Source organism: Verrucomicrobiia bacterium (genome assembly GCA_036268055.1).
Lineage (GTDB): Bacteria > Verrucomicrobiota > Verrucomicrobiia > Limisphaerales > Pedosphaeraceae > DATAUW01.
The window spans coordinates 68,610-92,123 of sequence record DATAUW010000002.1; the positions used below are offsets into that span (position 1 = coordinate 68,610).

Consider the following 23,514-nt stretch of genomic DNA (forward strand, 5'->3'; position numbering starts at 1 on the left):
TTTGAGTCCGCGCAACTTTTCGCGAGAGTTGCGCGGACGCTTAAAAGAGTTACCTTACCGCATGCTGTGTGGTCGCAATCGCGGGTTGTTGCTGCTGCTGGCCCTAAGCTTTGTGCTGCTGGCCGGTTGCGTTACGCCGTCTAACCGCGCCACCAGTCTCGCTTCCGATCAAACAACGGTCGCTCCACCGTTGCCGGAAGTGGATGATCACCTCGTTCAGGCTTATGCGCATTACGCGCAGGGCATGATCTATGACATGGACGAACAGCCGGACCTCGCTTTGGATGAATTGGCGAAGGCTGCCGCCGAGGATCCTTCCAACACCGATTTAGTGCTGGATCTTTCCCGCCGTTATCTTCAACTGAAACAACTCGACCGCGCACAGGATTTGTTGACTCGCGCCACGGCGGTTCCCGGAGCTTCGGGAGTTCTCTTTGCGCGCCTGGCGATGGTTGATTCCGCGCTGGACAAGGGGCCGCAAGCGGTGGATGCCTGCGCGACGGCCATCAAGCGCTCCCCTGATTCGATCGAGGGTTATCGTATTTTATTTTTCATCCAACTGCAAAAAGGCCAGCACAAGGATGCGCTGAAAACTTTGCAGCAGGCGGCCAAAGTTCCCGATACGAGCGCGGAATTCGATCTCGATTTGGTGGAGCTTTTCGTGACGCTCGAACATCAGGCGCCGGCGGAAACGGTGTCGGCCGGAAAAACACCGCTGGAAGTTTTGCATCGCGCGGCCGCTTTGCAACCGGACAACGCGCAACTGCGCATGAAACTGGGCGACAGTTACAGCGCGCTTGGAGACATCACCAACGCCACGCAGGTTTATCTTGATCTCGTGGATGCCTATAATGATCTGCCCGCCGCGCGCGCGGTCGTTCACGACAAGCTCGCGCGGATTTATTTGCGCGAAAAGGATTACACGAATGCCACCGTCCAGCTCAAGGCCATTGTCCAGGACGATCCAGCGAATGCGCAAGCGTATTATCTGCTCGGCAGTTTGGCGGATGACCAGCGCCAGTTGCCCGAAGCCGTGGATTATTTTCAGAAGACGCTGATCTTGAGCGAGGATTTTGAGGAAGCATATTACGACCTAGCGCGGGTGCAAATTGATATTAATGATCCCAAGGCCGCACTGGAAACATTGGCGAAGGCGCATACGAAATTTCAACTGGGTTTCGTGCCGGAAGTCCTGACCGCGCTCGCGTACGAGAAACAGAAAGATTTCACCAACGCGATCAATCATTTCACCTCGGCGGAAGTCATCGCAAAAGCTTCCGACCCGAAGCGGTTGAACAGCGGATTTTATTTTGACCAGGGCGCGGCGTATGAACGCGGCGGGGATTATGAAGAGGCCGAGCGTTGCTTTCAGAAAAGTTTGGAGCTTTCGCCGGATTCCGCTGAAGCGTTGAATTACCTTGGTTACATGTGGGCTGACCGCGGCGTCAAACTGGAAAAGGCGCACGACCTCATCGAGAAAGCCGTCAGGCTCGAGCCGAAGAGTCCCGCATATCTCGATAGCCTCGGCTGGGTGCTTTACAAACTGAATCGTCCGCAGGAAGCCTTGCCGCAACTGCAAAAGGCCATCGAACTTTCCGACGAGCCGGACCCCACGCTTTACGATCATCTCGGCGATATTTATGCGCTGCTCAAGCAGACTGACAAGGCGCGCGAAGCGTGGACAAAATCCCTTTCGCTCGATCCCAATACCGAGGTGCGCAAAAAACTGAACGACGTCGTCAGCAAGCCCAGCCAATGACGCGGCTCAATCACGGAAATTGTGGCGCATAAATTCAAAAAACATTATACGCGCGAAGAGGCGAGCGCGCTGTTGCCCAAGCTTCGCGAATGGCTTGACCGCCTTGTAGAATTGCGGAGCGAGTTGGAAAAAAATGACCGGCGAATTGCGGGCTTGATGGCGGAAGGGCAGGACACGGGCGGCGAGTTGGTCAATCAGTCCATCAAATTGTTGAGCGAGATCAAGGGACTGCTGCAGCATTTCAGCGACCGTGAAATCATGATCAAGGATCTGGCGCGCGGGCTGATAGATTTTCCCGCGCTGATCGGCGACCGCGAAGTTTTTTTGTGCTGGGAAAAAGACGAGGAAAATGTGGAGTTCTGGCATGATATTGACTCGGGATTTGCGGGGCGGGAACCGTTGTAGTAGTTGCATAGGATCCATACGGCCTCTGGGCCTTATAATTTTCTCTTTGAACAAAACCCTCTTTTGCTGCGTCAGAATTATTTGACAACTTGCGGCAAAAATTTATAAATCGAAAAAAGCCCGGCACGCAACCGGGCGGGCCGGTAAATTTTTTTTGAACATCCGGCGGGCAGATTGTCAAAATTTGCGGAACACTTTTACGTGAGCGCGCCGGCAGTGGCGCGCGCGCGGTGTGAGAAACGAGTTTACATTTGGACCTGAACTGGTTATCTCCACCCGTCACCTACGACAAGAAACGGAGCTAGTTTAATGATTAAGGTTCAGAATCTGGTAAAATTATTCGGTTCGAAGCGGGCAGTTGACGACATATCTTATTCGGTAGAACGCGGTGAAGTGCTGGGCTTTCTCGGGCCGAACGGCGCGGGGAAATCCACCACCATGCGCATGATCACGGGGTTCATCCCGCCTTCCTCCGGCTCGGTGACGGTCGGTGGATTCGACATGGCGGAAAATCCCATCCCCGCCAAACGTCTGATCGGTTACCTTCCGGAAAATGCTCCCGCTTACACCGACATGACGGTGTTTGGCTTCCTGAGTTTCTGCGCGGAAATTCGCGGACTCAACGGCGACTCGCGCCGCAAGGCCGTTCATCGCGCCGTCGAAATGTGCTTTCTCGAAGCGGTGCTGCATCAAAGTGTGGAGACGCTTTCCAAGGGCTACCGGCATCGCACCTGTTTCGCGCAATCCATCATTCACGATCCTGACGTGCTGATTCTCGACGAGCCGACCGATGGCCTCGACCCCAATCAAAAGCACGAAGTCCGCACGCTCATCCGCAAGATGGGCGAAAAAAAGGCGATCATTTTTTCGACGCACATCCTGGAAGAAGTGGATGCCGTGTGTTCGCGCGCCATCATCATTGATCGCGGCAAAATCGTCGCCAACGGCACACCGCAACAGCTTCGCCAGAAATCGGATTTCGCCGGCGCGGTCACTTTGCGCGTGAACGGCGTGAATGCCGCGTCGTTGAACCAGAAACTTTCGCAACTTTCGACCGTGAAAAATATTGTCATCGTAAAAGAAGAAGCCACGAGCGTCACCGCACGCATCACGCCGCGGTCCGGCGCGGCCAACGGCGCGCTCGCGCAAAGCATCGCGGACGCGGCGACAGGACTGCGCATCGAAGAATTGCACACGGAGGAAGGGCGGCTGGACGAGGTGTTTCGCACCATCACCATGCCGGACACCGCGAAGGAGGCGAAATGAATTCCTGGGCCAACATCAAAGCCATCGCCAAGCGCGAACTCGTCGCGTATTTCGATTCGCCGGTAGCGTATGTGTTCATCGTGATCTTCCTGCTGCTCACGGGATTTTTCACATTCATGCTCGGCGGGTTTTTTGAGCAGGGACAAGCCACGCTGCATTCGTTTTTCATGTGGCATCCGTGGTTGTATTTATTTCTCGTGCCGGCGGCGGGAATGCGTTTGTGGTCCGAGGAGCGAAGACTCGGCACGATGGAATTATTGCTCACCATGCCGATTACTCCGTGGCAGGCGATCATCGGAAAATTTCTGGCGTCATGGTTGTTCCTGGCGATTGCGCTGGTGCTGACATTCCCAGTGATCATCACGGTGAATTATCTTGGCGCGCCGGACAACGGTGTGATCCTTACCAGTTACATCGGCAGTTTCCTGCTCGCGGGCGGTTATCTGGCGATCAGTTGCATGACCTCGGCGATGACGCGCAATCAGGTGGTGAGTTTTATCATTTCGGTGGTGCTGTGCTTCCTGTTGATTCTCGTCGGTTATCCGCCGGTGACGAATTTTCTCTATCAAGTGATGGGCTTCAAGCAATCGCTGGTGGAGACGGTGGCGGCGTTCAGTGTGATGACGCATTTCGAGAGTTTACAGCGCGGCGTGCTCGATTCGCGCGACATCATCTTTTTCCTGTCGGTGATCATTTTCTCGTTGTTCACCACGGGCGTAATCATCCGCAGTCACCGTGCCGGCTAAAAAATTTTTCAAGCGATGAAGAAGAACTCTTTCGAAAATATCCTCTACTCGGTTGGCGGCGTGGTGATCCTGCTGATCATCATCATTGCGTTTAACGCGCTTACTGCAACAGTCAAACAGCGGTTTGATTTTACGAAGGAAAAAGCCTACACGCTTTCCGCCGGCACCAAGGCCATTCTCGCGCACCTGGACACGCCGGTGAAGATTCGTTTTTACTATTCTTCCGGTGATAACGAATCGCCGGACACTATTTTTTTCAAGACCTACGCCCAACACGTTTCCGACCTGTTGCAGGAATACAAACAGGCAGGTCACGGCAAAATCATCGTTGAGCAATACGATCCCAAGCCGGATTCTGATGCCGAAGATTCCGCGCGGCTGGATGGTGTCGAAGGCCAGCCTTTGCCGACCGGTGAAAAACTTTATCTCGGCTTGTCAGTGAGCCAGGTGGACACCAAGGAAGCGATTCCCTTTCTCGACCCGAGCCGCGAGCGTTTGCTGGAATACGACTTGTCGCGCGCCATCACGCGCGTGACTGAACCGCAGAAGCCGATCGTGGGGGTGATGAGTCCGCTGCCGATTTTTGGCAAGCCCGCCAATCCGATGCTCGTGCAAATGGGGCAGGGCGGGCAAGGCGAACCGGCGTGGGTGTTCATCAGCGAATTGAAATCGGATTTTGACGTTCGCGAAATTGAGATGACCACGGCGAAGATTGATAACGACGTCAAGGTGCTGGTGGTGGTGGATCCCAAGGATATTTCCGACACGGCGCAATATGCGATTGATCAATTCGTCCTGCGCGGCGGAAAGTTGATCGCGTTTCTCGACGCCGTTTCCATCGTGGACAGCCGCAGCCAAAGCATGATGGGCCAGATGCCGGGACAGGGCTCGTCGCTGGACAAATTGCTCAAGGCGTGGGGCATTCAATTTGAGACGAGCAAAGTCGTCGCTGACATGAATTTCAAAGTGAAGACGATGGGGCCGAATAATCAGCCGGTGGACGCGCCGACATTTCTGGCGCTCGACACCAGCGGCATCAATACCAACGACGTCGCGACGAGTGAGATTCACGATATTTGGTATGCGATGGGCGGCGTCTTCACTGGCACGCCGGTGGCGGGGCTCAATGAAACGGTTTTGCTGAAGACCACCAAGGATTCGCAACTTGTGGACGGCATGATGGCGAGTTTTTCGAGTGATAACATCATGCGCGACTTCAAGCCTTCGGGCACGGAGTACGCGCTGGCGCTTCGCTTGACCGGCAAATTCAAGACGGCATTTCCCGACGGGCAGCCCAAGGACAAAGACAGCACGAATGCTGCTCCCGCCGGGAATTCGTTGAAGGAATCCACAGACAGTCCGGTAGTGGTATTGTTCGGCGATGCCGATATGATGGCGGACCAATTCTGTCTTCGCCAGCAGCAGACTTTTTTGGGCACGGAAGTTATTCCGGCAAATGGCAATCTTATCCTTGCGCAGAATTTAGTGGACCAGCTTGGTGGGGATGTGAATCTCATTACGGTTCGCAGCCGCGCGGCGATGGATCGTCCATTCACGCGCATCAAGGCGTTGCAGGCGAAGGCGGAGGAAGCTTCGCAGAGTAAGATCAAGGCGTTCGAGGCGACGCTGCAGGACGCGCAGGAAAAAATCAATGAGATGCAAAAGAGCAAGGGCGAAGGCCAGCAGAAGTTCATTCTCTCGCCCGAGCAGCAAGTCGAACTGGAGAAGCTCAAGAAGAACGAGGCCGAGGTCAACGTCCAGTTGAAGCAGGAGAAGAAAAATTTAACGCGGGAAATCAACGCGCTTGAGAACACGATCAAGTGGAGCAACATCATCGCCATGCCGGCGCTGGTGGCCATCTCGGGCATCGGCCTCGCCATCTTTAAACGTAAACGCACGTCTGCCAAATGAATCGTAAACAGTTCGGAATTCTGCTAATTCTTTTAGTCATCCTCGGAGGGGCTGGTCTGCTCCTGCGGAAAAATCATGAACGCGCCGCCAATGAAGGTGAGCAGGGCACGGGGCAAAAATTGCTCGGAGATAATTTTCCGATCAACGATGTCACGGAACTCGACATCAAGCATGGCACGAACGAATTGGTTTTGTTCAAAAAGGACGATATGTGGCGGGTGCGCGAGCGCTCGGATTATCCCGCGAATTTTTCCCAGATCAGTGATTTTCTCATCAAGGCCGCGGACCTGAAAGTCATTCAGAATGAAGAAGTCGGGCCGTCGCAGTTGGCGCGATTGGAACTGGAGCCCGGCACGGGCACGAATTCCGGCGTCATCGTTGATCTAAAAAACAAGGATGGAAAATCCATCAAGACACTGGCGCTCGGGAAAAAGCACATAAACAAATCGGCGCGGCCGCCGTCGCAGTTCTCGATGGGTGGCGATAATATGTCCGATGGCCGCTATGTGTTTGTGGGCGGCAACACGCATAATGCTTTGCTGATTGCCGATCCGCTCAACAATCTCGAAGCGAAGCCGGACGTGTGGGTGAGCAAGGATTTTTTCAAGATCGAGCGTCCGAAAGCCATCGCTGTGACTTTTCCGGCGGCGACGAATTCGTGGAAGATTGTTCGTGATACGGAAACGGGCGATTGGAATTTCTCTGATGCGAAGGGTGATGAGAAATTGGATCAGGCGCGGGCGTCGGGTGTGTCGAGTCCGTTTTCGTCACCGTCATTTACAGATGTTTTACCCGCCAATACGCAACCCCAACCCGCCGGTCTGGATAAGCCGACGGTTGTCACCGTGGACACATTTGACGATCTCACTTACACGGTAAAAGTCGGCAGCAAGACGAACGACGATTATCCAATCACGGTGACCGTGGCGGCGAATTTTCCGAAGCAGCGCGTACCTGCGAAGGATGAAAAGCCGGAGGATAAAGCCAAGGCCGACACCGCGTGGGCGAAGCGCCAGTCTGACCTTGAAGCCAGGGTAAAACAGACGAAAGAATTTGAGAATTGGATTTATTTGATTCCGTCGTGGACGGTGGAACCGGTCTTGAAAGACCGCAAAGATTTGGTGGCCGAGAAAAAGGAAGAGACGAAGAAAGAAGATTCGACGGATTCGCAACCGGTGATCGAGAAACACGAGGAGGGGCTGGTTCCTCCCGAGAAGCCTGACGCGAAATAAGTTCTTCCATCAGTCTCTCTGCGTCTCCGGGTCTCCGCGGTTAAATTGGACTTGCCGTCTCCACACTTGCCAAGTCTGCGGGATGAAACTATCTTGCGTGCCCTTATGGAAAAAGTTGTGATTATTGGGACAGGTTGCGCGGGACTCACTGCCGCGCTCTACACCGCCCGCGCCAATCTGCAACCGCTCGTGCTGACCGGCTTGCATCCCGGCGGTTTGCTGACCACGACGAGCATCGTTGAAAATTTTCCCGGTTTTCCCGAAGGCATTGACGGTTATGAATTGATGTGCCGCATGCAGAAGCAGGCCGAACGCTTCGGCGCGCGCATCAAATTTGCGACGGTCGAATCGGTGGATTTTTCCGGCACGCCGCTGGTGCTCACCGTGGATGGCGAGCGGGTGGAAGCCGAGACGGTGATCATCGCGAGCGGTGCGGGGCATCGCCATCTGGGTTTGGACTCGGAACATTTGCTGGAGAAAAAGGGCGTGACGTATTGCGCGACCTGCGATGGGGCGTTGCCGATATTTCGCAATCAGCCGCTGGTGGTCGTTGGCGGCGGCGACTCGGCTTGCGAAGAGGCGACTTATCTCACGCGCTTCGCATCGGTGGTTTATCTGGTGCATCGGCGCGATACCTTGCGGGCATCGCAAGTAATGGCGGAACGCACTTTGGCGCATGCGAAGGTCAAACCGATTTGGGACACGGAAGTGACGGAGATTTTAGATGTCAAACAGGACAAGGTTACCGGCGTGCGCTTGAAGAATTTAAAGACCGAGGCCGAGAGCGTGCTCGATTGCGCCGGAGTTTTTGTGGCGGTCGGCCAGATGCCGAACACGCATTTGTTCAAAGGCATCATAGACATGGATGCGAACGGTTACATCGTGCAAAAACGAGGAACGGCGACGAATATTCCGGGCGTGTTTGTGGCGGGCGATTGCGCCGATTATGTTTATCGCCAGGCGGTGACGGCAGCGGGCGAGGGTTGCGCGGCGGCGATTGATACGGAGCGTTATCTCGCGGCGCGGAATGAATAAAGGGGTTGGATTATGGAATCGTTGGACAAGGAAATAAGCGAGTTAAAAGTTTTCATAGCGGACCTGAAGGCGGACCGCGTTTCGCAGAAGGAAAAAGAGAAGCGCGAGTCGTGGACGAAATATACTTCGATGTCCATCGTGTTCATCGCGGTGTTCGCGGCGGTGGCGACGCAATGGGCGGGGAAATATTCGAGCCGGACGCTGACCTCGCTGAACGACGCGACGTATCATCAGGCATTGGCGACGGACAAGTGGGGGCAATACCAGGCGGATTCCATCAAGCGAAATCTTTACGAGGTGGTTCACGATCTTTCGACCAACGTGGCGGCGGTGGGCGTTGACGCGGACAAGCGGGAAAAAGTTTTCACGGCGAAAGTGAAAAAATATCAGGATGACCAGGACAAGGTCAAAGCGGACGCGGATAATGAAACGAGCTTGAGCGGGCAGGCCTTGGATACGGCGAGGAATTCGAGCGCGCATGGCGGACGAATGGGCAATGTGACTTCGATTTTCCAAATTTCAATCGCGATGGGTTCGATCTGTCTTGTGGCGAAGAAGAAATGGCTTTGGTACGTTTCATTGGCGCTGGCGGCGATTGCGACGGGGCAGATGGTGATGGTTTGGCTGCATTGAGGAGAGCGTAGATAGAGTTTAGAGTTGCGGTATAAGCCGGGGGCGGCAGTCTTAGCCGTGCGTTGCTGCGAGTCATAGACTCGCGGTCCATTAGGAGTATGAAACGGTTGCAAGTTTGGGGCGCGGGGTGTTATATCGGGGTAATTCTATGGGCACAGATAATAATTCAGGGCAGGGGATTAAACTTCCGGAAGGCGTCACTTTAACCAAGGGTTCGGGCGGCTTGCCGATGGTAAGCATCAAGGCAGGGCAAAGTGTGGCGGAGATTTATTTGCACGGGGCGCATGTGACCCATTTTCAAAAACAAGGCGAGGCGCCGCTTTTGTGGATGAGCGCGAAGAGCAAGTTCGATGAGGCGAGCGCGATTCGCGGGGGCATCCCGGTAATTTTTCCGTGGTTCGGCGGGCGCACCGGTTGTCCAGCGCATGGATTTGCACGCGTGAAGAATTGGATTTTGGCGGGAGCGTCGAAGGGCGCGAATGGAGCGGTGACGGTTCATTTGCATTTGCCGGAGACGAATGAGGCGGGCTTCGCCAATTTTGAGGCGGATTATTTCGTGACGGTGAGTGAGGTTTTGGAAGTCAAATTAACGGTGACAAATAAATCTTCCAGTGAGGAATTCAAATATGAAGATTGTTTGCACAGTTACTTTACCATCGGTGACATCGGCTCAGTCGCGGTGAAAGGACTCAAGGGTGTGCGCTATTTGGACAAGGTGGATGGCGGCGCGGAGAAGACGGAGACGAATGATGCGATCGTGATTTCGTCCGAGGTGGACCGGGTTTATATGGAGACCAAGGCAACGGTGGAGATTCACGATGGCAAATTGCACCGGAAAATTTTGGTGGAGAAAACCGGTTCAGCGGCGACGGTGGTTTGGAATCCGTGGATAGCGAAATCCAAGGCGATGGCGGATTTTGGCGATGAAGAATATCACACGATGGTTTGCGTGGAGTCGGGCAACGTCAGCAAAAATAGTGTGACGCTGGCGCCGGGAAAAACGGCCACGCTAACGGCCAGGTTGTCGAGCGCGCCTTTGTAATTGGGTTTTCCAGCACAATACCAAAGCTGTTGGTGTTAAATTTGAGAAACGGTTAAAACCGTTTCTTGCATACGTTGGGATTTTCCCCTAACTGAAGTTAGGGATTAATGAGAAGTGTTGGGCAAGTAGGTGAGGGTTGGTTCCATAAGCGGATTTCTTTCGTCCCTTCGGGACTTGATTTGCAATGGACGCAAACCCAGCAATAAATTGCTGGGCAAATATCTGCCGTCCCTGCGGGACTTCGGACGGGGAGCGTCAGCTCCGTCCTGCGCGCGTTGGAATCTTCCTGCCGGACTGGGGCGAGACGTTTATAGTTATGCTCTTCCATCAAGGACGGTTACGCGCGCCGCTTGTAGCTTATCTTATAAAATTCTAGTGCGGTGCGGCCTTGGGACTGCCCTGCCATTCCAAAACTTGTTTTTCGGCGAGGAGTTGGGCCTGGAGTTTGGCGACGTCAATTTTTTGCACCGCCACTTTATCATTGATCGCTTCGCAAGCGGCAGCGGCGGAGGATTGACCGAGCACCATGAAAACCGGTTCCATACGAATGGAGCCGTAAGCGATGTGCGTTGAGGAAAGGCAGACGGGGACGAAAAGATTTTCGCACTCGGACACTTTCGGCACGATGGAACGATAGGCGATTTGATAGGGTGGGAAGCCGCCGATTTGAGTATCGCCTTCATTTTCGACGCGGCCATTTTTTACGATGCGCTGGCAGTTGTGCGAATCCATCGTGTAGGCGGCGAGGCCGATGGCGTCGGGAAGTTTGGTCGAGTCGCGGCAATTATTTTCCGTCATGACGTAATCAGAAATCATGCGGCGCGCCTCGCGGATGTAAAGTTGATGGGGCCAGCCGCCGGTGTCGGTGAATTCATCTTTGGCCAGGCCCCATGATTGCATGTAGCGGCGCATGGTTTCGGGAACGCGCGGGCTGGTCGCGAGAAAGTAGAGGAAACCGCGCGTGTAATCTTCGTGTTCGCGAAAGATCTGTTCACGTCGCGTGTAATTCGCCTCGGGATAATCGTAACTCGCGCCAATAAAATCAGTGGAGAAACCGCCGTTGTTGTTGATGTCGGTTTTGCCGTTCGGCATCGGCTGGATGTGCATGAACTCGCCAAGCTTGGGGTTTTTGCCGGCGGCGACAAGGGCTTCGAGGTAACGCGCGAGTAGTTCGTAGCGCGCGGGATCGTAATTGGCAGGCGCGGCGATGGGAATTTTGTTGGTGGGATTTTGCGTGAGGCAGAGGCGGAAATTGTACGCTTGCACGCAACGGTCACCGGCACCGGGCACGCCGCCATCGCCGGGTTGAACCAGGGGAATCAAGCCGCTGGTTGGGTCGCCGGGTTTCACGTAGGGATCTACGGCAATGGTGAATTGATGCTTGGGCGTTTGGGGGCGGACGCCATCGAGGGTTTCGTGATATTGCGAATTGGGTTCACGCCCGACGAAATAGGAAACGCCGGCGCGCGCCATGAGGTCGCCTTCATAGCTGGCATCAATGAACATTTTCGCGCGAAAAATATTGCCATTTTCCATCACGATTTCCGTGATGCGCGCGCCGTCTTTTTTTACGGAGGCAAGGCGTTGTTGAAAATAGACGGGCACTTTGGTTTCGTGCGCCATTTTGACGAAGATATTTTCGGCGACGCTAGGCTCGAAGGACCATTGTTCCTCCTTGTGATAATGGCGGCCCATGCGCTGATAGAATTCGCGCGAGAGACCGCCGATGGCGGCTTTGTTGCCGATGTCGGTTTGGCTGAGGCCGCCAGAACTCATGCCGCCGAGATGCGAACCGAATTCGGTGAGGACGACAGATTTGCCAAGGCGCGCGGTTTCAACGGCGGCGATGACTCCGCCGGCAGTGCCGTCGTAAACGCAAACGTCGGCGGTGATGATTTCAGCGGCGGAATTGTGCGCAGCGAGCGCGGACGCGGCGCAGAACAAAAACGCGCGCCAGAATTTTTTCATTTGGGGGAGGGACGTGAATGAGGGGCTTCGGACTTGGCTTTGGCATTGGCGGCGGACTGGTCTTTCATGGGGCGAAAATTTCCCTGTTCGCAGCATTGCACAAAACCTTCAGTGACGGATTTCAATTCCTCCCAGCGGCCGCGGATGTCGGCGGCTTCACTGGCGACGATTTGGTTGTCGGCAACGGCGGTGGCGATGACAGCGAGGAGGTCGGCGAATTCCTGGATGATTTCATTGGTGGCGGGAATGAGAAATTCCTGGTGAGCATTATGCGTCTTGGGATTCTTGATGAAGAATCCGCCGTTGCGCTGGCAGAGCCATTGGACGATGCGCAGATCGCCGGTGCATTTTTGGAGGGCGTCAATGCGATCGAGGGGATTGGCGGTTCCGCTGCCGACGGTGGCCTCGGGTGGCTCAGCCCATTTGTAAATCATGGAGAGCGAAAGGCTCAACTCGGCGGCGACTTGTTTGGCGCTGCATTTCTGAAAAACTTCGCGCAATAACTCGTGAGATTGCATGGGAAACTAAAATGCAGGGAGCGGTGGGAATTGCAAGCCAGAAGGGCGTGTGGTGTATTCGTGAGCGTTGGGGTTTTCGGTGAATTAGATTTGACGCAGAGGCGCAGAGCGGGGAAAGAAATGAGACGAGGATGAAGGGATATTATTCATGACTCTTTTTCCCAGTGGCCGTCCGCAAGGACCTCTGTGCCTCTGCGTCAAAAATGATTTGGAATGATGGCGTGATTGCTTCGATGCGGGTTATAAACGCGGGATGAAATTATAAATGATTTTGAATCGGGCGCGTTGTATCAAATGGAGCATGCGAAGCGGAGAGGATTTGGCGGCTTGAAATTCCTTGCTGGGCAAATGGATTTCGCGGATAAGTAAAGAAAACGAACAGGCGGGTATTTATGGAATTCTTTATCTATCTTATTTGCTTGGGGGTTGGACTGGTTTTCACTTTGTTGACCGCATTTTTTGGGCACGTGATGGGCGGGGGCGGGCATGATGCGCACGTGGGCGGGAGCGGCGGGCATGCGGAGGCAGGCGGAGATGCGAGTGACATGCCGGGGGTTTCGATTTTCAGCCCGACGGTCATCACGACGTTCATAACGGCCTTTGGCGGATTCGGAATTATTTTTCATCAGATTCCGGCGACGCATAATGTTTTGTTGAGCGCGCCGTTGGCCGCGGTGTTCGCGGTGCTGACGTCGGGAGTGGTGCTGATGGGCTTGCGGCAATTATTTAAGCGGACCCAAAGTTCGAGCGAATCGAAAGTTGGTGATTTGGAAGGAGCGGTTGGGCATATCATCACGCCGATTCCGCAGAATGGCGTCGGAGAAATCGCTTACGTGCAGTCGGGCAGCCGCTATACCGCGCCGGCGCGTGAAACCGATGGGGCACCGGTGCCGACGGGCGCGACCGTCAAGATTGTGCGCATTGTCGGTTCGCAATTTTACGTGAAGACGGTTTGAAATTCAGAGAGACGAATTCTATGACAAACTTGAATCCAATTCTGGCGGATATAGGCGGGTTGACTACGACGGCCATGGTAGTTGCGGCGGTACTGATCATCGCGGTGGTTCTTTTCACATTGGTGGTAACCATTTTGAGCCGGTACACAAAAGTGGGGCCGAACCAGGTGTTGATTGTTTCCGGCAAGAGCCACCGGTACACCGATCCGGACGGCCAGGTAAACACGCGCGGCTTTCGCATCGTCAAAGGCGGCGGCACATTTGTTTATCCGGTGGTAGAAAAGGTGGACATCCTTTCGCTGGAGTTGCTCACGATTGATGTGAACACGCCGGAAGTCTATACGAGCAAAGGCGTGCCAGTGAAGGTGGATGGCATCGCGCAGATCAAGGTGAAGGGCGATGATATTTCGGTGGCGACGGCGGCGGAACAGTTTTTGAGCAAGTCCACGGACGAAGTCAAAAACGTGGCGATGCAAACGCTCGAAGGCCATTTGCGTGCGATTCTCGGCACGATGACGGTGGAGGATATTTATCAGAACCGCGATGCGTTCGCCTCGAAGGTGCAGGAAGTGGCGGCGGGCGACATGGCGAACATGGGTTTGACCATCGTCAGTTTTACGATTCGGGATATTCGCGATGCGCAGGGTTATCTCGAAGCGCTGGGGCGTCCGCGGATCGCACAGGTAAAGCGCGACGCGCAGATCGCGCAGGCGGAGGCTGACCGTGACGCGATGATCCGTTCGGCGGCGGCGACGCAGGCGGGGCAGGAAGCGAAATTCGTGGCGGACTCGAAGATTGCCGAGGCGCAACGGGATTATCAATCGAACGTGGCGACTTACCAGGCGGTGGTGAACCAGAAAAAAGCCGAGGCGGATCTGGCGTACGATTTGCAGAAGTTCAAGACCGGGCAGTTGGTGAAGGCGGAAGAAATTCAGGTCAACATCATCGAAAAGCAGAAGCAGATCGAATTACAGCAACAGGAAATTTTACGCAAGCAGCGCGAACTCGAAGCGATGGTGCAGAAGCCGGCGGACGCCGAGCGGTACCGCGTGGAGACATTGGCGAACGCGAAGAAATATCAATTAGAAGCGGAAGCGTCCGGCGCGGCGGCGGCGGCGAAGGCGACGGGCTTTGCGAATGCGGACGTGGCGAAGGCGACGGGCATCGCGGAAGCGGAAGCGAACAAGGCGCGCGGTTTGGCGGAGGCGGCGATTATTGAGGCGCAAGGTACTGCAACGGCTGAAGCGATGAAGCTGAAAGCGGAGTCGTTTAAGATTTATAATGAGGCGGCGGTGATCGAAATGATCGTCCGTATTTTGCCGGAGGTTGCCGGCAAGATCAGCGAACCGCTGGCCAAGACGGACAAGATGGTGATCATCAATAGCGGCAGCGGACCGGGCGGCGGCGCGAGCAAATTGACGGGCGACGTGGCGCAAATCATCAGCCAATTACCGCCGGTGATCGAGAGTTTGACGGGCATCCGGTTCGAGAAATTGCTTCAACAGGTGCCGGCGATCAAACGGGCGATGGAATCGGAAAACGACGTGAAGAAAACGGAAGATGACAAGAAACAGACGTAACCAATCCGTGGGCGTTCCGCGGAGAAAGGGATGATATGAGTTTGTTCGTTGGAATCATTGCGGTGTTTGTGTTGTTCATAGCGGCCGTGGTTTTGTGCCTGACGCTGGTGCCGATGGCGGTTGGGTTGTTGTTTCCGCTGGTGTTGCTGGCGCTGATCGCATTCGCCTTTGTGTTTTGGATATGGATGCTGGTGGATTGCATCCGAAATGAAAATATCAGCGGCACGGAAAGGGTGATTTGGGCGCTGGTGATATTTTTCACGCATTGTTTGGGCGCGTTGATTTATTTTTTTGTCGGACGTTCCAGAAGCCCGCGGGCAAGTTTTGTCCGATAGTTTGGCGAAAAATTCATGCGACTATTTGAAGCAATCGTTGAAGCGAATCACCGCGCCCTCGCGGGGGATTTGACAGCGGGATTGCACCAGGCGGAGTTTGCCGAGTCGTTGCCAATTGTGGCGCTGACGTGCATTGATCCGAGGCTGAACCCGATCTTTCCCGATGTGCTGGGGGTGACGAAGGAAAATTTCATCCAGTTGCGCACGGCGGGAAATATCGTGGATGGTTCGATAACGGGGACAGCGCGTTCGCTGGCGCTGGCGTGCGCGCTCAAGGGCGCGAAGGAGATTGCCATCATCGGCCATACGGATTGCGCGGTGCGCAAGACTTCGGCGATGAATTTGACGGAATGTTTTCGCGCGCTGGGGATTGAGCGGGGGATGCTGCCGGATAATTTGACGGAATTTTTCGGCTTGTTCGCCAGTGAGCCGCAGAACGTGATGAGGGGAGTCGAGCATATTCGACAGAGTCCGTTGATCGGCCCGAAAATACCGGTGCATGGGTTGATGGTGGACATCGTCACGGGGAAATTGAATTGGGTGGTGAACGGTTATGAGGCGACGACGCTGGCGGCGGTGCGGAACACCGAGGGCGCGACTTTGACCGGCGGGTTTAATGTGGCAGTCAATTCGCTGCCGGATTTCAAGATTGGCGAGATGAAATTTCCGGAGACGAAGATTGGAGATTTGGCGTCGAAGGTGGAACGGACTTTGCAGGTGAATGAACCAAAGCCGGCGGGAGGGACTCCGGTTGCACCCGCGACTGCGCCGCCGGTGATCGTGAAATCACCGCCGGTTCCGCCAAAGGTTCCGATGCCGGTGGTGCCGCCGGGATTCAAGCTGCCGCGGAACATGAAATTTTAGCGCGGTTGTGGCGGATAAATGAATGGAGTGATGGCGAGCGGGGTTTCAAAGCGTATTTCTAAATCACAAATAAATATTTTATGACTGACATCTCAACGGTTGAACCGGTGCAAAAAAAGAAGCGCGGCTGTTTTTTCTACGGGTGCATCACTTGTATCATTTTGGCGGTGCTGGTGGCGATCGGCGTTGGGGTGGCGACCCATTACGCCTACAAGTTTATGAGCGAGATGGTGTCCGATTATACGGACACGAGCCCGATAGCGCTGCCGAGTTCGGGAATTTCGGCGGACGATCTGAAAAAATTAAATGAGCGGATGGCGGCGTTCGACGCGGCGGTGGATGCGCACACGAATGTGCCGCCGCTAGTGTTGACGGGGCCGGAGTTGACGGCGTTGATCAATGATTGCGAGCCGGTGAAGGCGGTGGGCGGGAAAGTTTATCTGACGCTCGACGGCGACCAGATCAAGGGGCAGATGAGTTTGCCGCTCGATAACATCCAGGCGTTGCAGATGTTGAACGCGAAGGGGCGTTATTTCAATGGCAGTGGGACGTTCAAGGCGTCGGTCTCGAATGGGAATTTGTCGGTGTCCATTATTTCGCTGGAGGTCAAGGGGAAGCCGTTGCCGCCAAAATATGTCGCGGCGTTCCAGACGAGCATGTCGCAGCAGTTCAATGGCCAGCCGAACAAGCCGGCGTTTGATAGTTACGAGAGCATTCAGGTGAAGGATGGAACGCTGGTGGTGACGCCGAAGAAGAATTAACGATGTGTGTGCCAGCTTACGTTTTTCGTAAAAATAAAAAACCAGCCGGGGAGCCGGCTGGTTTTGATTTAAATATTTTTTGCGGCGTTTTTAATGGTGGCAACCGCAGCCGGAACCGCAACCGCCGCCGGATTCGAGATCGCTTTCTTCGGGGACGCGGCCAAGTTCAAAGGTTTTGCTGACGTATTGGGAAACGGTTTGTTGAACTTTCTGCATGCCTTCCTGGGCGTCGAGGAAACCGCGGGCGATGGGGTTTTTCAGAAAAGCGTCGCGGAGGCGGTCGAAATCTTCGACTTCGGCATCGGTGAGTTGGGCGCCGGAGTGTTGCTTTTGCTGGAGCGCTTGGCCTTTCATCATGAGGGCGTCGTATTGGCCGCGAACGGCGTCGTCAGCGGAGAAGGCATCGAGCTTCTGCCGCATGGCGCGAACCTCGGGTTCGTCCAGGATGGCCTGGCAGAGTTCGCGGGTTTTGGAGATGAGAGCGGAGGCTTCGATTTGAGTTTCCATAATTTAAATTGTTACCAGGTTTTGGACTTTGTCACTGGGTTTAATACACCACAGGCGGGTCATAAATGCAAATGGCAATGTGGCGGGGAAGTTTCAAGTTTGAAGTTTCAAGTTTTCAGTTGGGACGGCGGAGCGGCAGTTCCGCCCTACCGCGCGGTGGATTTCCGAATGCGGTGGTAAAGATCGAGAGTTGATAGGTGCGGAAATGAGTTGAGGCAGGTTGCGTGTGGGATTGACTTCTGTTGCGTGGAGACGGAATGATTGCGGGAACACAATTCACCCATGGAACTTTATCTCTTGCGACACGGCATTGCGGAAGATCGAAACCCGGAGGCGCCGAATGACGACAGTCTGCGGCGTTTGACGGCCGAGGGGCGGACGAAGATGCGCCGCGCCACGGGGGGAATGAAGTCACTGGAATTGGAATTTGACTTGATCCTGGCGAGTCCCTACCTGCGCACGAAAGAGACGGCGAAGATCGTGGCGGAAGGGCTGGGGTGCGAGGAGTTGATGGAGGTGTCGGGGGCGCTGGCATCCGAAGGGGGCAATCCCCGGGTGTTGATTGAGGAATTGAAGCGTGACTACGGCGAGTGTGAGAGCCTTTTGGTGGTGGGGCACGAGCCTTATTTGAGCCGGTTGATCGGGCGGCTGATTTCGGGGGATGACCGGTCGCTGGTGACGATGAAAAAGGGGGCGTTGTGCAAATTGGCAGTGGGCGACTTGTCCTATGGACGTTGCGCCTGCCTGGAATGGCTGCTGACGTCATCACAGTTGCGCCAAGCAGGTTGAAATGGGGAGTGTCAAGGGTCGGCGGGAGGGGGCTTGCGTGAGAATTTTTTCTGTCTTGAATCAAGACAGGTGGTAGAAAATCTTTCAAAAACCACAATCTGTAGTGGTATCTGCTTCAATGACCCTGCCTATGGGAGTTGACGAAGGGCGTTTCTATGCTAGAATTTGGACGCTTTAATTCATTCTAACGAGGTTTACCCCATGTCGAAACTTACACACATAAATCCATTGTTCATGGCGCGCGCGGCTTTTACCGGCTGCCTCGTCATGGCCGGCGGCCTATGTTTTCCTGGAACCGCCGGAGCCATCACACCTGGACCAACCACTGCCGTTGTCAAATCGGTGGATGATCCGGCGTCACTTGATGCGAAACGGCTATATGCCCTGGGGATGATCGAAACGGGGAATGATGACCGCGCGGTGGGCGCGGCGGGCGAAGTGAGCCGTTATCAATTAAGTCCCCCGGTTTGGAAGAGCTATTCCAAATCGGTGGAGTATCAAAATCCCGGGATCGCACTGCAAGTGGCGCGATTGCACTGGGCGTATCTGGCGGCGTATTTCAAGGAGAAGAACGGCCACATGCCGGACGACTACGACATGTATGTCATGTGGAACACGCGGTTCGGGTATTACGCGCACAAGGGTTTTTCCAAGCGCACGATTTCTCCGGTCGTGCAGGACCGCGCACAACGCTTTGTCAATTTGGTTCGCCGGAAAGATTGATGTCAGCGGTCGTTCAGCGTATGAATTGACCGCATGAACAAAATCATCGCCGCCTGGCTGATTGGTCTCGCACTGATTTTGCCACAGTTCGGCGCGCGGTCGGAGGAGGCATCGCCGGGCGATGAAATCATCGGCGTGTGGCACACGACGGGTGATCGCGGCGATGTAAAAATCTTCAAGCGAGATGGCCGTTACTTCGGAGAGGTGTTAAACATCGCCGAGCCGAATTGGCCGGCGAATGACAAGCACGGCATGGGCGGCAAGCCCAAGAACGACCGCTATAATCCCAATCCAAAACTACGCGATCGTCCGGTGATCGGGATCGAACTGATGACGGAGTTTGTCTATGCGCGAAAAAATCTGTGGGACGAGGGCAAAATCTATGATCCCGAAACGGGCAAGACTTATAAGTGCAAAATGATTTTGAAATCGCCGAACAAGCTTGAAGTGCATGGATATATCGGGATTTCACTGTTTGGCCGGACGGTGACTTGGACGCGGGCGGAGGAGACGAAGTAAGTTGCCGTATGAAAGCGAAAACTGAAAAGCGAAAAACTACTGACGCCATTGAGATTGTTGACCGGATGGCAGGGGACAGTCCCGAACTAGCCAATTCGACGAACGGGCACAGAGAGGAAAACGAGATTAGGGATTGTTGGAATATGGATTGGGTGAAATTTTTGTTGGTTCGGTTTTGTTCCAAGGAACGGGCCCGCCTCGCTTTGCTCGGGATAGATTTTTTAAGGAGCGGCATTTCCCCCGGCTGAAGCCGGGGGTTAATGAGAAGCGATTGGTTTTTGCGGGCGATGGAAGAGTGGCGGCGGAATTTCTTTCGTCCCTGCGGGACTTAATTTATGACGGATGGGAACCCAGCAATAAATTGCTGGGCTAAGTTCTGTCGTCCCTGAGGGGACTTTGGACGGCCGAGCGGCGGTTCCGCACTGGCATGCCATGACATTTTCCGGCGTCCTTTCAGGACGCGAGAGAAAAGGGGATTGGCGTTCCGGGGGTGTTCGTCGCGCTGCGCGCTTCTCGACCGCCCGGCTAATTTTCGTCAACCCTCCGGGTTGAAAAAATCGGAAATGCGATCAGTAAAAGCCGCCGCCGCAATATGACGCACGATCTGGCGGCAGATGCGCTTGCACCACAAATTTTATGTCAGCGCCAAATGATATTCATGACCGCAGATGCAGTTCAAAGTTGGGTTGAGATTGGAACGGCCAAAGCACCCATTATTTTTTTAATTGCGAAGAAAGAATGCAGAGATGAGTTCCGTCTTTAATGTCTTTATCGGTTCCTCCTAGTAGAACAAGGGCGCCGCCTTTTGGCACTATTGCCCGGCAAGCAGCGTCAAATTTCAGTTCCGGAGCAGGGGCGGTGTTGGACGGTGGCAGGCTCCAGCCGCTAATATAGACTTCCGTGAGAAGGTTAATGTCCTTGCCCGAGACTCGGGGACAAATACTAATAATTGGTCCTATAGACACGGGCTTACCCCCAAAATTAGAAGTGGTCACCGATTGAATTTGAGCTGAGCTTCCAGCGGCAGTGATAATTTCGAGATGCTCCATTCCGTCCACATGGTCCGTACGCTCAACGCGATCTATCAAAGTCTTCGCTTGAGCAGATGAAAGAATCCAGGCACGAGTGCCATTGGCATTGGTTGTGATCGCTGCACCCAAATCCAATAGTTCAATCGGAGACGAGAGCGTGAACAACGATGCTTTCACGGATATGCCGGGTTGTTTGGGGGTGAAACGCGACCAAAGCCGCAATATCCATAGGGGAAGCTTTCCTTCGATCCTTCTCCACCCTCCATCGTAAGCTTGATGAAACTCCGGTCCGGTAAGCCAGACAATTTGTTGCGCCGGCCTTTTGCGGACGGTAAAAAACGAAATGGAGATTGTGGCGATGATGATGACAACAAAGGCGAATCGCGCGGCGCGAAATCGGGACCGTTTTTGCGGTTTGGTCACGGCAGTGGTTTCCACCGGTAAAAGGGTTTCGTGGTTCATCGCTGGTTCGAAGATTGATCGAATTAATTGATTCCAGTTTTGGCGGCAGCGATGGGGTCGATTTTCATTAGGGCGTTAGTCATTTCTCTGCGAACGGTTGGATTGGTTTCAGCCAAATTTATGAGGAGAATCGGCACGACTTCGCTTGCCTTGGGGCCAAAAGAGCCAACGACTACGGCGGCGTGATAACGCACCCATTGGTTGGTATCGGTCAAAGCCTTTGCCAACGCTGGAATAACGCCCGGCCCCATGTATTGGAAAGTGTCCAGACAAAATGGATTTTCTACGGACAGTCGCATGAGTTCCGGTGCGGCAGATTCTCCAGCCGGTCCCAAAACCCAAAAAGCCTGAACCGCTCGGTGGCTGCGGTCATTAAAGGTTACGAACCTGAACCGATTCTGATTGATATACATTTTGCCGAGAAGATCGTTGCCCAAATTCGCCATCCCTTCCCGCAGCCGATGACGGGGCCGGTCAAGATCCGATAGCAGTCGGGGCAAAATGTTTGTGCCCAGTTCCCTGATTGCGATGGTGGCGTTGCTGCGCACAAGCGGCGGCTGGCCATAATCCATTCCGGCCAGCCATTCACTCAATGGCTTTCCTTTATAAATTTTTTCATTCGATCGCTCTATTAGCCAGGCCACGCCGCTGAACAAAACAAGCGCCGCTATAGCCAAAATTATAAGACGGTGTTTTCCCATAAACTCAGACTTAGGATCATGATTATGGGTGTCTGATTATTATTGCGCCGTCTTGAGAATCGAAGATTTTGGGAGGGAGCTTTGGAGGAGGGATTCGGCTTGGTCGGCGCAGGCGTGCGAGCTATCGGCTAATCCGGCGGCGGCTCCGCTGACGAAGGCGGTGGCGGTGGAGGTTCCTTCTACGAGGTAGCTTTGGCCGTCGTAGGGGACGACGTTGTCGCCGGGGGCGGTCATGTCTATGAAGCTGCCGCGATTGGCATACGAGGCGATGTTTCCGCTGCTGTCGGTGGCGGTCACGGAGATGACTTCGGGATAGGCCGCGGGATAGGTCGGGGTGGTGACGGGGTCGTTGCCGGCCGCGGCGTAGATGGGGATGCCTTGTTGCGAAACCTGGATGATGGTGTTGTGCAAAACCTGGCTGTCGCCCGTGCCGCCGAGGCTGAGGTTGATAATGTTCGCGCCGTTGTTCACGGCTTGCACGATGCCGCTGGCGACGTCGAAGGTGGTGGTGGATTCACTGTTGCCATAGACATCCACGGGCAAGATTTGCACGGAAGTGCTGCCGCCGGTCTTGGCTTGCAGCGCGTCGAGAATGGTTTCAGCCATCGCCGTGCCGTGGGTGAGCGCGGTGGAGGCGGAAACATCTCCGGCGACGTGGATGGCCGGTTTCAGGAAGCTGTTGAGGTTGCCGGAAAGGGATTGCACCGGCGTATCAATCAAGCCGACGACCAACTGGCAATTATCTTCGCTGGAACGCGGTTTGAGTTGCAGGTCGGGACTGGAACTGTCGGAGGCCACAGCGGTTGGGGGCGCGTCCACCGGGAAATTCACATCCACGCTGGCGACGTCGGGATTGTTGGCGAGTTCTGTGCGCGCGAGTTGCGTGGCGGCATCGTCCTGGAACTGGAGGAGATATTCATTTTGGCCATCAATGCGCCCGATGATTTTCGCGTTGAGCGCGCGCGCGAGGTCTTCAATCTTGGTTTTAGAATGTGACTTGAGCGTGACCACGAGTTCGTTGGGAATCGGCTCGGCGGGTTTGTGCGCGGCAATGAGCGTAGTGGCCTGCTGGCGCGAGGTGCGGAACACATACAAGCGCGAAGGGCCGTGCGCCTCGGGAACCAGCGCGAAATTCAAACTGCCGAGCAGCGAACGAAGCGCATCGCCGCTGTTGAGGTTCTTGAATTTGGCGGAAACTTTGTGGACGGCATTGGGATCGAGATAAACGCGCCAGCCGGTCTCCGCGGCGATGCGTGTCAGCAGTTGGCGGACGTCCCAGGAGCTGACATCGGCATCCACTTTATTGCTGTCCTTGTGCCATGCCAGCGAATTGGCCGGGGCGGGAGCGGCGGGCGCGCTTGCGCAACTTGCGAAACACACAAACAGCCAAACCAGCCAGCAACGCCAGATCATTTTCATCGTCCTGCCCAAAGCATATCTAGGGTGTAACACTGATGCGATAGAATTGTTGCGCGGGAGATGCGTCGGTTGCCGTCCATTGCGCGGCGGAACTGGCGGGCACGAACATGGCGCGAGTTTGAAAGGGGGTCGTGTCCAGATTCGTAGTGCTTTGGATAAAATAACTGCGACCGGCAGTCGCAGGCCAAAACAGCGTCAGCGGCGACGGGTTGAACGTGAGCGTGAACGGATAATCCACACCGATGAGATTTGCGCCATTGTTCGCCACGCTGATGAAACGCACATTCTGAGTTTGGGTGCGATACTGATGCCCGGTGTTGTCGGTCACAATGGCGTAAAATGGATGCAAGCC

General features: G+C 54.7%; 24 protein-coding genes. 17 read left to right on the forward strand and 7 right to left on the reverse strand.

Features of this window, described 5'->3' with window-relative positions; all coding sequences use genetic code 11:
• Positions 1-61: 61 nt before the first annotated feature.
• The 9 genes from VH413_01235 (at position 62) to VH413_01275 (ending at position 10,029) form a co-directional block, all read left to right on the forward strand.
• Positions 62-1,759: a tetratricopeptide repeat protein gene (locus tag VH413_01235; GenBank protein ID HEX3797295.1), complete on the forward strand. Its 1,698-nt coding sequence runs from the start codon at positions 62-64 to the stop codon at positions 1,757-1,759.
• A 21-nt stretch (positions 1,760-1,780) separates the two neighbouring features.
• Entirely contained in the window at positions 1,781-2,164 is a 384-nt protein-coding gene (locus VH413_01240; GenBank protein ID HEX3797296.1) for a DUF2203 domain-containing protein, read from the forward strand.
• A gap of 309 nt (positions 2,165-2,473) precedes the next feature.
• Complete coding sequence (locus VH413_01245) at positions 2,474-3,430, forward strand: ATP-binding cassette domain-containing protein (protein ID HEX3797297.1); 957 nt, start codon at positions 2,474-2,476, stop codon at positions 3,428-3,430.
• Positions 3,427-4,176 carry an ABC transporter permease gene (locus VH413_01250; GenBank protein ID HEX3797298.1) on the forward strand — a complete coding sequence of 250 codons (750 nt, stop codon included), beginning with the start codon at positions 3,427-3,429 and terminating at the stop codon, positions 4,174-4,176. Before VH413_01245 ends, VH413_01250 begins: the two co-directional genes overlap by 4 nt.
• 15 nt (positions 4,177-4,191) lie before the next feature.
• The gene (locus VH413_01255) at positions 4,192-6,087 is read left to right on the forward strand and encodes a Gldg family protein (protein ID HEX3797299.1); all 1,896 of its coding nucleotides are present in this window, start codon (positions 4,192-4,194) and stop codon (positions 6,085-6,087) included.
• Positions 6,084-7,319 carry a DUF4340 domain-containing protein gene (locus tag VH413_01260; GenBank protein HEX3797300.1) on the forward strand — a complete coding sequence of 412 codons (1,236 nt, stop codon included), beginning with the start codon at positions 6,084-6,086 and terminating at the stop codon, positions 7,317-7,319. The genes VH413_01255 and VH413_01260 overlap by 4 nt, the downstream gene beginning before the upstream one ends.
• A gap of 105 nt (positions 7,320-7,424) precedes the next feature.
• Positions 7,425-8,354 (forward strand): thioredoxin-disulfide reductase, encoded by a 930-nt coding sequence (trxB, locus tag VH413_01265; protein HEX3797301.1) that lies wholly within the window; start codon positions 7,425-7,427, stop codon positions 8,352-8,354.
• Between the two features lie 12 nt (positions 8,355-8,366).
• On the forward strand, positions 8,367-8,987 hold the full coding sequence (locus VH413_01270; GenBank protein ID HEX3797302.1) for a DUF4337 family protein: 621 nt from the start codon (positions 8,367-8,369) through the stop codon (positions 8,985-8,987).
• A gap of 148 nt (positions 8,988-9,135) precedes the next feature.
• The gene (locus VH413_01275) at positions 9,136-10,029 is read left to right on the forward strand and encodes a D-hexose-6-phosphate mutarotase (protein ID HEX3797303.1); all 894 of its coding nucleotides are present in this window, start codon (positions 9,136-9,138) and stop codon (positions 10,027-10,029) included.
• A 372-nt stretch (positions 10,030-10,401) separates the two neighbouring features.
• Here the strand turns inward: VH413_01275 and VH413_01280 are convergent, their stop codons facing one another.
• Together VH413_01280 and VH413_01285 are read right to left on the reverse strand one after the other, a co-directional pair.
• Complete coding sequence (locus VH413_01280; protein ID HEX3797304.1) at positions 10,402-11,997, reverse strand: FAD-dependent oxidoreductase; 1,596 nt, start codon at positions 11,995-11,997, stop codon at positions 10,402-10,404.
• Positions 11,994-12,515, reverse strand: a complete 522-nt coding sequence (locus VH413_01285) for a phage regulatory CII family protein (GenBank protein HEX3797305.1) — start codon at positions 12,513-12,515, stop codon at positions 11,994-11,996. The genes VH413_01280 and VH413_01285 overlap by 4 nt, the downstream gene beginning before the upstream one ends.
• A 392-nt stretch (positions 12,516-12,907) precedes the next feature.
• Here VH413_01285 and VH413_01290 point away from each other — a divergent pair, with 392 nt between their 5' ends.
• The 5 genes from VH413_01290 (at position 12,908) to VH413_01310 (ending at position 17,011) form a co-directional block, all read left to right on the forward strand.
• The gene (locus tag VH413_01290; protein ID HEX3797306.1) at positions 12,908-13,471 is read left to right on the forward strand and encodes an NfeD family protein; all 564 of its coding nucleotides are present in this window, start codon (positions 12,908-12,910) and stop codon (positions 13,469-13,471) included.
• A 20-nt stretch (positions 13,472-13,491) separates the two neighbouring features.
• Positions 13,492-15,051 carry an SPFH domain-containing protein gene (locus VH413_01295; GenBank protein HEX3797307.1) on the forward strand — a complete coding sequence of 520 codons (1,560 nt, stop codon included), beginning with the start codon at positions 13,492-13,494 and terminating at the stop codon, positions 15,049-15,051.
• Positions 15,052-15,086: 35 nt separating this feature from the next.
• Positions 15,087-15,386, forward strand: a complete 300-nt coding sequence (locus VH413_01300) for a PLDc N-terminal domain-containing protein (protein ID HEX3797308.1) — start codon at positions 15,087-15,089, stop codon at positions 15,384-15,386.
• A gap of 15 nt (positions 15,387-15,401) precedes the next feature.
• Entirely contained in the window at positions 15,402-16,250 is an 849-nt protein-coding gene (locus VH413_01305; GenBank protein HEX3797309.1) for a carbonic anhydrase, read from the forward strand.
• 80 nt (positions 16,251-16,330) lie between these two features.
• Positions 16,331-17,011, forward strand: coding sequence for a hypothetical protein (locus VH413_01310; GenBank protein ID HEX3797310.1), 681 nt, complete (start codon positions 16,331-16,333; stop codon positions 17,009-17,011).
• A 90-nt stretch (positions 17,012-17,101) separates the two neighbouring features.
• On the opposite strand, the gene VH413_01315 is transcribed toward VH413_01310, so the two are convergent.
• Entirely contained in the window at positions 17,102-17,518 is a 417-nt protein-coding gene (locus VH413_01315) for a YlbF family regulator (protein HEX3797311.1), read from the reverse strand.
• A gap of 282 nt (positions 17,519-17,800) precedes the next feature.
• Here VH413_01315 and sixA point away from each other — a divergent pair, with 282 nt between their 5' ends.
• From sixA to VH413_01330, 3 genes are all read left to right on the forward strand, one after another.
• Positions 17,801-18,307 carry a phosphohistidine phosphatase SixA gene (gene sixA, locus VH413_01320; GenBank protein ID HEX3797312.1) on the forward strand — a complete coding sequence of 169 codons (507 nt, stop codon included), beginning with the start codon at positions 17,801-17,803 and terminating at the stop codon, positions 18,305-18,307.
• Positions 18,308-18,508: 201 nt separating this feature from the next.
• Positions 18,509-19,030 (forward strand): hypothetical protein, encoded by a 522-nt coding sequence (locus VH413_01325; GenBank protein HEX3797313.1) that lies wholly within the window; start codon positions 18,509-18,511, stop codon positions 19,028-19,030.
• 33 nt (positions 19,031-19,063) lie between these two features.
• Positions 19,064-19,549 (forward strand): DUF2147 domain-containing protein, encoded by a 486-nt coding sequence (locus tag VH413_01330; protein HEX3797314.1) that lies wholly within the window; start codon positions 19,064-19,066, stop codon positions 19,547-19,549.
• 713 nt (positions 19,550-20,262) lie between these two features.
• On the opposite strand, the gene VH413_01335 is transcribed toward VH413_01330, so the two are convergent.
• The 4 genes from VH413_01335 to VH413_01350 all read right to left on the reverse strand — a co-directional run.
• Complete coding sequence (locus tag VH413_01335; protein HEX3797315.1) at positions 20,263-21,042, reverse strand: hypothetical protein; 780 nt, start codon at positions 21,040-21,042, stop codon at positions 20,263-20,265.
• 23 nt (positions 21,043-21,065) lie between these two features.
• Complete coding sequence (locus VH413_01340) at positions 21,066-21,743, reverse strand: HEAT repeat domain-containing protein (protein ID HEX3797316.1); 678 nt, start codon at positions 21,741-21,743, stop codon at positions 21,066-21,068.
• 39 nt (positions 21,744-21,782) lie between these two features.
• A complete protein-coding gene (locus tag VH413_01345) occupies positions 21,783-23,162 on the reverse strand; it encodes a S8 family serine peptidase (protein ID HEX3797317.1) in 1,380 nt (459 codons plus the stop codon).
• A 19-nt stretch (positions 23,163-23,181) separates the two neighbouring features.
• Positions 23,182-23,514, reverse strand: a 333-nt coding sequence (locus VH413_01350; protein HEX3797318.1) for a hypothetical protein, incomplete at its 5' end; no start/stop codon positions are given.